This is a genomic window from Klebsiella sp. 18074 (assembly GCF_902705905.1).
Lineage (GTDB): Bacteria > Pseudomonadota > Gammaproteobacteria > Enterobacterales > Enterobacteriaceae > Klebsiella > Klebsiella terrigena.
This window is the reverse complement of the sequence record NZ_CACSIS010000023.1, coordinates 87,650-93,649: the sequence shown is the minus strand read 5'-3', so window position 1 is coordinate 93,649 and position 6,000 is coordinate 87,650. Positions and strand designations below refer to the sequence as shown.

The 6,000-nt window shown below is 56.9% G+C and carries 5 protein-coding genes; 3 read left to right on the top strand and 2 right to left on the bottom strand.

What is annotated here, in order from left to right; translation table 11 throughout:
* Window positions 1-217 precede the first annotated feature (217 nt).
* On the bottom strand, window positions 218-2,608 hold the full coding sequence (locus GVK32_RS20850) for a glucose/quinate/shikimate family membrane-bound PQQ-dependent dehydrogenase (protein ID WP_159872118.1): 2,391 nt from the start codon (window positions 2,606-2,608) through the stop codon (window positions 218-220).
* A gap of 204 nt (window positions 2,609-2,812) precedes the next feature.
* On the opposite strand from GVK32_RS20850, the gene hpt reads away from it, so the two are divergent.
* The gene (gene hpt / locus GVK32_RS20845) at window positions 2,813-3,349 is read left to right on the top strand and encodes a hypoxanthine phosphoribosyltransferase (protein WP_041147520.1); all 537 of its coding nucleotides are present in this window, start codon (window positions 2,813-2,815) and stop codon (window positions 3,347-3,349) included.
* Window positions 3,350-3,449: 100 nt separating this feature from the next.
* Here the strand turns inward: hpt and can are convergent, their stop codons facing one another.
* Window positions 3,450-4,112 (bottom strand): carbonate dehydratase, encoded by a 663-nt coding sequence (gene can, locus GVK32_RS20840; RefSeq protein WP_123710084.1) that lies wholly within the window; start codon window positions 4,110-4,112, stop codon window positions 3,450-3,452.
* A 106-nt stretch (window positions 4,113-4,218) separates the two neighbouring features.
* Between can and GVK32_RS20835 the strand changes: the two genes are divergently transcribed.
* Window positions 4,219-5,145, top strand: coding sequence for an ABC transporter ATP-binding protein (locus GVK32_RS20835; RefSeq protein ID WP_041144085.1), 927 nt, complete (start codon window positions 4,219-4,221; stop codon window positions 5,143-5,145).
* Window positions 5,142-5,912, top strand: a complete 771-nt coding sequence (locus GVK32_RS20830) for an ABC transporter permease (RefSeq protein WP_045859825.1) — start codon at window positions 5,142-5,144, stop codon at window positions 5,910-5,912. The genes GVK32_RS20835 and GVK32_RS20830 overlap by 4 nt, the downstream gene beginning before the upstream one ends.
* Window positions 5,913-6,000: the final 88 nt, after the last annotated feature.

Genomic DNA, 6,000 nt, shown 5'->3' with positions numbered 1-6,000 from the left:
CCACTCAACGGGCAGATGCTCAGCAAAAATCTGAGTGGAAGGTGGGGGTAATAATGGCTGGTCATTGAAACTCAGCAGGTCATCAAGCAGTGGCATATAAAAACGGCTCCCTGTTGTGGAAGCCGTTGTAGTGCCGCAGTTTAAGGATCGATCAACCGATCCTTAACTGATCGGCATTACGGTTTTCACCGGGCCTTTTGCTCTTCGACTGCAGCGGTTATTTCGCTTCGTCCGGCAGGGCGTAAGCGACGATGTAGTCGCCCATCTTCGTCCCGAACGAACCGTGGCCGCCGGCGGAGATGACAACATACTGCTTGCCATCGACCTCGTAGGTCATCGGCGTTGCCTGGCCACCCGCCGGCAGGCGGGCCTGCCACAGCTTCTCACCGTTGCTCATATTGTACGCGCGCAGGTAGTTATCTGCGGTCGCGCCAATAAACAGCACGTTACCCGCCGTGGAGATCGGGCCGCCCAGCATCGGCATGCCGAGCGTAAACGGCACCTGGACCGGCATCGGGAACGGCAGGCTGTCCTGCGGCGTCCCGATACGTTTTTTCCACACCACTTCGTTAGTCTTCAGATCCAACGCGGAGATGTAGCCCCATGCCGGCTGTTTGCACGGCAGGCCAAACGGCGACAGGAAGGCGTTGAGGGTTACGCCATACGGCACGCCGTACTGCGGCTGCACGCCGGACTCGGTGCCGGAGCCTTTCGCATCTTTTGGCGGCTCCATCGGGTTGCCCGGGCCGCGTGGGATCAGCTTAGAGACGAACGGCAGTGCCATCGGGTTGGCAATCGCCACCTGACGGTTCGGATCGACGGAGATACCGCCCCATTCGAACATGCCGAGGTTCCCCGGGAATACCAGCGTGCCTTGCTCAGACGGCGGGGTAAAGATGCCTTCATAGCGCAGCTGGTGGAAGATAACGCGGCACACCAGCTGGTCGAACATGGTCGCGCCCCACATATCCGCACCGGTCAAATCTTTCTTCGGACGGAAGCTCAGGTCGGAGAACGGCTGTGTTTTGGCAACGTAATCGCCTTTCGCTGCGCCCTGCGGAACCGGTCTTTCCGGCGCCGGGACGACCAGCTCGCCGTTACGACGGTCCAGAACGAAGATGTTACCGGTTTTGGCCGGCGCGTAGATAACCGGCACGGTTTTACCGTTGACGTCAATATCTGCGAGGGTTGGCTGCGACGGCATATCCATATCCCACAGATCGTGATGAACGGTCTGATAGTTCCATACCAGTTTACCGGTGGTCGCGTTCAGCGCGACGATAGAGCTGGCGTAACGCTCCTGCTCCGGCGTACGGTTGCCGCCCCAGATATCCGGCGTGGTGACGCCCATCGGCAGATAGACTAAATCCAGCTTCGCGTCGTAGGCCGCTGGAGCCCACGAGTTAGGGGAGTTAAGCGTAAAGTGGTGCTGGTCGTCGGGGATCGCGTTCGGGTCTTTGGCACCCGGATCGAACACCCACTGCAGCTTGCCGGTATTGACGTCGAAACCGCGAATCACGCCCGACGGCTCGCGGGTAGAGAAGTTATCGGTCACCGCGCCGGCGATGATAATGGTGGTATCGGTAACGATCGGCGGTGATGTCGGTTCGTACATCCCCGGGGTGGTCACCGGCATGTTGGTCTGCAGGTTGAGAATGCCTTTGTTGGCAAAGGATTCACACAGCTGGCCGTTGTCGGCGTTAATGGCGAACAGGCGACCGTCGTTGACCGGCAGGATGATGCGGCGCGGGCAGTTGGCGACGACGTCAGCCGGCGCGCTGTCGGCCTTCGCTTCGTGGTAAGAGACGCCGCGGCAGGTCACGTGCTGGAAGGACGGGTCCGCGTTCAGCTGCGGATCGAAGTGCCATTTCTCTTTCCCGGTTGCCGCGTCCAGGGCGAACAAACGCTGGTGGGCGGTACACAGGTAGAGCATGTTGCCGACCTTAATCGGCGTCACTTCGTTAGTTATCTCACCCGGATCGTTCGGCTGCTTCAGGTCGCCGGTGCGGAACACCCAGGCTTCCTTGAGGTTCTTCACGTTATCGGCGTTGATTTGCTTCAGCGGTGAATAGCGTTGGCCCTCCTGGTTACGGCCGTATGCCGGCCAGTCGCCGTCGGCAACGGCGGAGATCGGGGCCGCAGGCGTGGCGTCGGCGCTCAGGGTGCCGTTCACTTCCTGCGGATCGTTAAAGCCAGCCCAGGTCAGGATCCCGCCGCTGATCAGCAGGGCGACAACCAGCCCGGCCACCGCACCGCCGGAAGGGACGGGCAGGCGACGCCAGACGAAGGGCAAAATCAGCCAGATGCCGAAGAACACCAGGATATCGCTACGCGGGGTGAGTGCCCAGAAGTCAAAGCCGACCTCCCAGACTCCCCAAACCATCGTGGCAAGAAGCAGCGCGGCGTACAGCCAAAGCGCTGAACGCTTACCGCGCAGCAGCATAACGGTGACGGCCAGCATCACCAGGCCAGCGATAGGGTAGTACCAGGAGCCGCCAATAGCCGCCAGCCATACCCCGCCAATTAAAAGATAGAGACCACATAACGCTGCAAAGAGAGCTGTCAGCGTCACGAGTCGTCGTGATTGTTGAGATTTTGTTTCTGCCATAGAAAGACACTCGTTTTGTTTGTTAATTTTTTAGATGCAATTAATTATAGGATTTAACAAGTGTGATCGGAATCACAAAATGGCTTTTATTATTCCCTGCACCGCAGATTTATTTTTACTGGTATACTGGTCAGCTTGCCGGTCAAGGTCGATGTGAGAACAGTGACTTTGATGATTTATCCTAAGAATCAAATGGTTAGTTTTATGAAACATACTGTAGAAGTGATGATCCCGGAAGCCGAGATCAAAGCACGTATCGCCGAGCTGGGTCGTCAAATCAACGAATGCTACAAAGACAGCGGCAGCGAAATGGTGCTGGTGGGGCTGCTACGCGGCTCATTTATGTTTATGGCCGACCTGTGCCGCGAAGTTCAGGTGCCGCATGAAGTCGATTTTATGACCGCTTCCAGCTACGGCAGCGGCATGTCCACGACCCGCGACGTTAAAATCCTCAAGGATCTGGACGAAGACATTCGCGGTAAAGATGTCCTGATCGTGGAAGACATTATCGACTCCGGCAACACGCTCTCTAAAGTGCGTGAGATCCTCAGCCTGCGCGAGCCGAAATCGCTGGCCATCTGTACGCTGCTGGATAAGCCGAGCCGTCGCGAAGTGAGCGTACCGGTTGAGTTTGTCGGCTTTGCTATCCCGGACGAGTTCGTTGTCGGTTACGGTATTGATTACGCCCAGCGCTATCGCCATCTGCCGTACGTAGGCAAAGTTGTGCTGCTGGACGAGTAGGACGTAGGCGAACCGTTGTGCGGTGCCCGGCTAAGCAGCATGCCGCCGGGTTTATCCGGCGCGGCGCAGTCCGCCTGTCCGGATGTGGGAAGCGCGTCAGCTACTTGTGGTTGACGTGCTTAATTTTGAGGTTGGAAATGCCGTGACGGTAGCGCTGTTCGAGGGTTTCGCGGCTGACGGCGGTCACGTCGAGATCGCGCAGCAGGCCATCGTGAATGCCGTAGGCCCAGCCGTGGATCGTCACCTTCTGCCCGCGTTTCCACGCCGAGCGCATAATCGTTGAGTGACCCAGGTTATAGACCTGCTCCATCACGTTGAGCTCGCACAGCGTATCAAGGCGGCGCTCTTCGGGCATCTCGCCCAGCAGCGAACTGTGTTTAAACCAGATATCGCGAATATGTAGCAGCCAGTTGTCGATCAGGCCCAGCTCGGTGTTTTCAATCGCCGCCTGCACGCCGCCGCAGCCGTAGTGGCCGCAGATGATAATATGCTCGACCTCCAGCACATCAATGGCGTACTGCACCACTGAAAGACAGTTCAGGTCGGTGTGAATAACCAGATTGGCAACGTTGCGGTGCACAAACAGTTCGCCAGGCTCGAGGCCCGTTAACCGTTCGGCGGGTACGCGGCTATCAGAACATCCAATCCAAAGAAAGCGCGGTTTTTGCGCCTGAGACAAGGTCGCAAAAAAACCGGGATCTTCTTCCACCAGCATTTTTGACCATAGTGCATTATTGCTGATGAGTGTATCTATATCGTTCATGGACGTTCACGGCCTATAACCAGGTAAGTGCGTTGCGCTAATATAGGTTAACCTCACGTTTTTTGAAACAACCCATCGCGTGTCACGACACGAGAAGAGACATTTAATGACCATTGCTCTGGAATTAAAACAGCTTACAAAAACCTACCCCGGCGGGGTTCAGGCGCTGCGGGGGATCGACCTGCAGGTTGAGGCAGGCGACTTTTATGCGCTGCTGGGCCCTAACGGCGCGGGTAAATCCACCACGATTGGCATTATCAGCTCGCTGGTCAATAAAACCTCAGGCCAGGTCAACGTCTTTGGCTACGACCTGCAGAAGGACGTGGTTAACGCCAAGCGCCAGCTCGGCCTGGTGCCGCAGGAGTTTAACTTTAACCCCTTCGAAACCGTGCAGCAGATCGTCGTCAACCAGGCGGGCTACTACGGTGTTGAGCGTAAAGAAGCGGTTATACGCAGCGAAAAATACCTGAAACAGCTCGATTTATGGGAAAAGCGCGGCGAGCGCGCGCGGATGCTATCCGGCGGCATGAAGCGCCGTCTGATGATCGCCCGCGCCCTGATGCATGAGCCGAAATTACTGATCCTCGATGAACCAACCGCGGGCGTGGATATCGAACTTCGCCGTTCGATGTGGGGCTTCCTCAAGGATTTGAACGATAAAGGCACCACCATTATCCTCACCACCCACTACCTGGAAGAGGCGGAGATGCTGTGCCGCAATATCGGCATTATTCAGCGCGGTGAGCTGGTGGAGAACACCTCCATGAAAGCGCTGCTGGCGAAGCTAAAATCGGAAACCTTTATTCTCGATCTGGCGCCGAAAAGCCCGTTGCCGGTGCTCGAAGGCTATCAGTATCGGCTGGTGGATACCTCAACTCTGGAAGTTGAGGTGCTGCGTGAGCAGGGGATCAACAGCGTATTTTCTCAGCTGAGCGCGCAGGGCGTTCAGGTTTTAAGCATGCGTAACAAAGCCAACCGCCTGGAAGAGCTGTTTGTCACGCTGGTACATGACAGGAAAGGAGAATCAGCATGATGCAGCTGTACTGGGTCGCGCTGAAAAGCATCTGGGCCAAAGAGATCCACCGTTTTATGCGTATCTGGATCCAGACGCTGGTGCCGCCGGTGATCACCATGACGCTCTATTTCGTCATTTTTGGCAACCTGATCGGTTCGCGCATCGGAGAAATGCACGGTTTTACCTATATGCAGTTTATCGTGCCGGGTCTGATTATGATGGCGGTGATCACCAATGCCTACGCCAACGTGGCCTCCTCTTTCTTCAGCGCTAAATTCCAGCGCAATATTGAGGAGCTGCTGGTGGCGCCGGTGCCGACGCACGTGGTTATCATCGGCTACGTAGGCGGCGGCGTGGCGCGCGGGCTGTTTGTCGGGATCCTCGTCACCGCGATCTCGCTGTTCTTCGTCCCGTTCCAGGTTCACTCCTGGCTGTTCGTTGGGCTGACGCTGATCCTGACGGCCATCCTCTTCTCGCTGGCGGGCCTGCTGAATGCGGTATTTGCCAAAACTTTTGACGATATCAGCCTGATCCCGACCTTCGTGCTGACGCCGCTGACTTACCTCGGCGGGGTATTCTACTCTCTGACCCTGCTGCCGCCGTTCTGGCAGGCGCTGTCGCATCTGAACCCGATCGTCTACATGATCAGCGGCTTCCGCTACGGCTTCCTCGGCATCAACGATGTTCCGCTGATTACTACCTTTGGCGTACTGGTGGTCTTTATCGTCGCGTTCTACCTGCTGTGCTGGTCTTTGATCCAGCGCGGACGCGGTCTGCGCAGCTAGCAGACCGTTATTGGCGCTTCGCTGAGCGATTAGGCGAAGCGCCATCGGCTAATCTTGACTGCCATCACCGACATCAATCCTTCCCCTT

Bases quoted from the DNA above. Each gene is read 5' to 3' on its own strand.
- GVK32_RS20850 (WP_159872118.1), bottom strand. From the start codon at position 2,608: ATGGCAGAAACAAAATCTCAACAATCACGACGACTCGTGACGCTGACA.
- hpt (WP_041147520.1), top strand. From the start codon at position 2,813: ATGAAACATACTGTAGAAGTGATGATCCCGGAAGCCGAGATCAAAGCA.
- can (WP_123710084.1), bottom strand. From the start codon at position 4,112: ATGAACGATATAGATACACTCATCAGCAATAATGCACTATGGTCAAAA.
- GVK32_RS20835 (WP_041144085.1), top strand. From the start codon at position 4,219: ATGACCATTGCTCTGGAATTAAAACAGCTTACAAAAACCTACCCCGGC.
- GVK32_RS20830 (WP_045859825.1), top strand. From the start codon at position 5,142: ATGATGCAGCTGTACTGGGTCGCGCTGAAAAGCATCTGGGCCAAAGAG.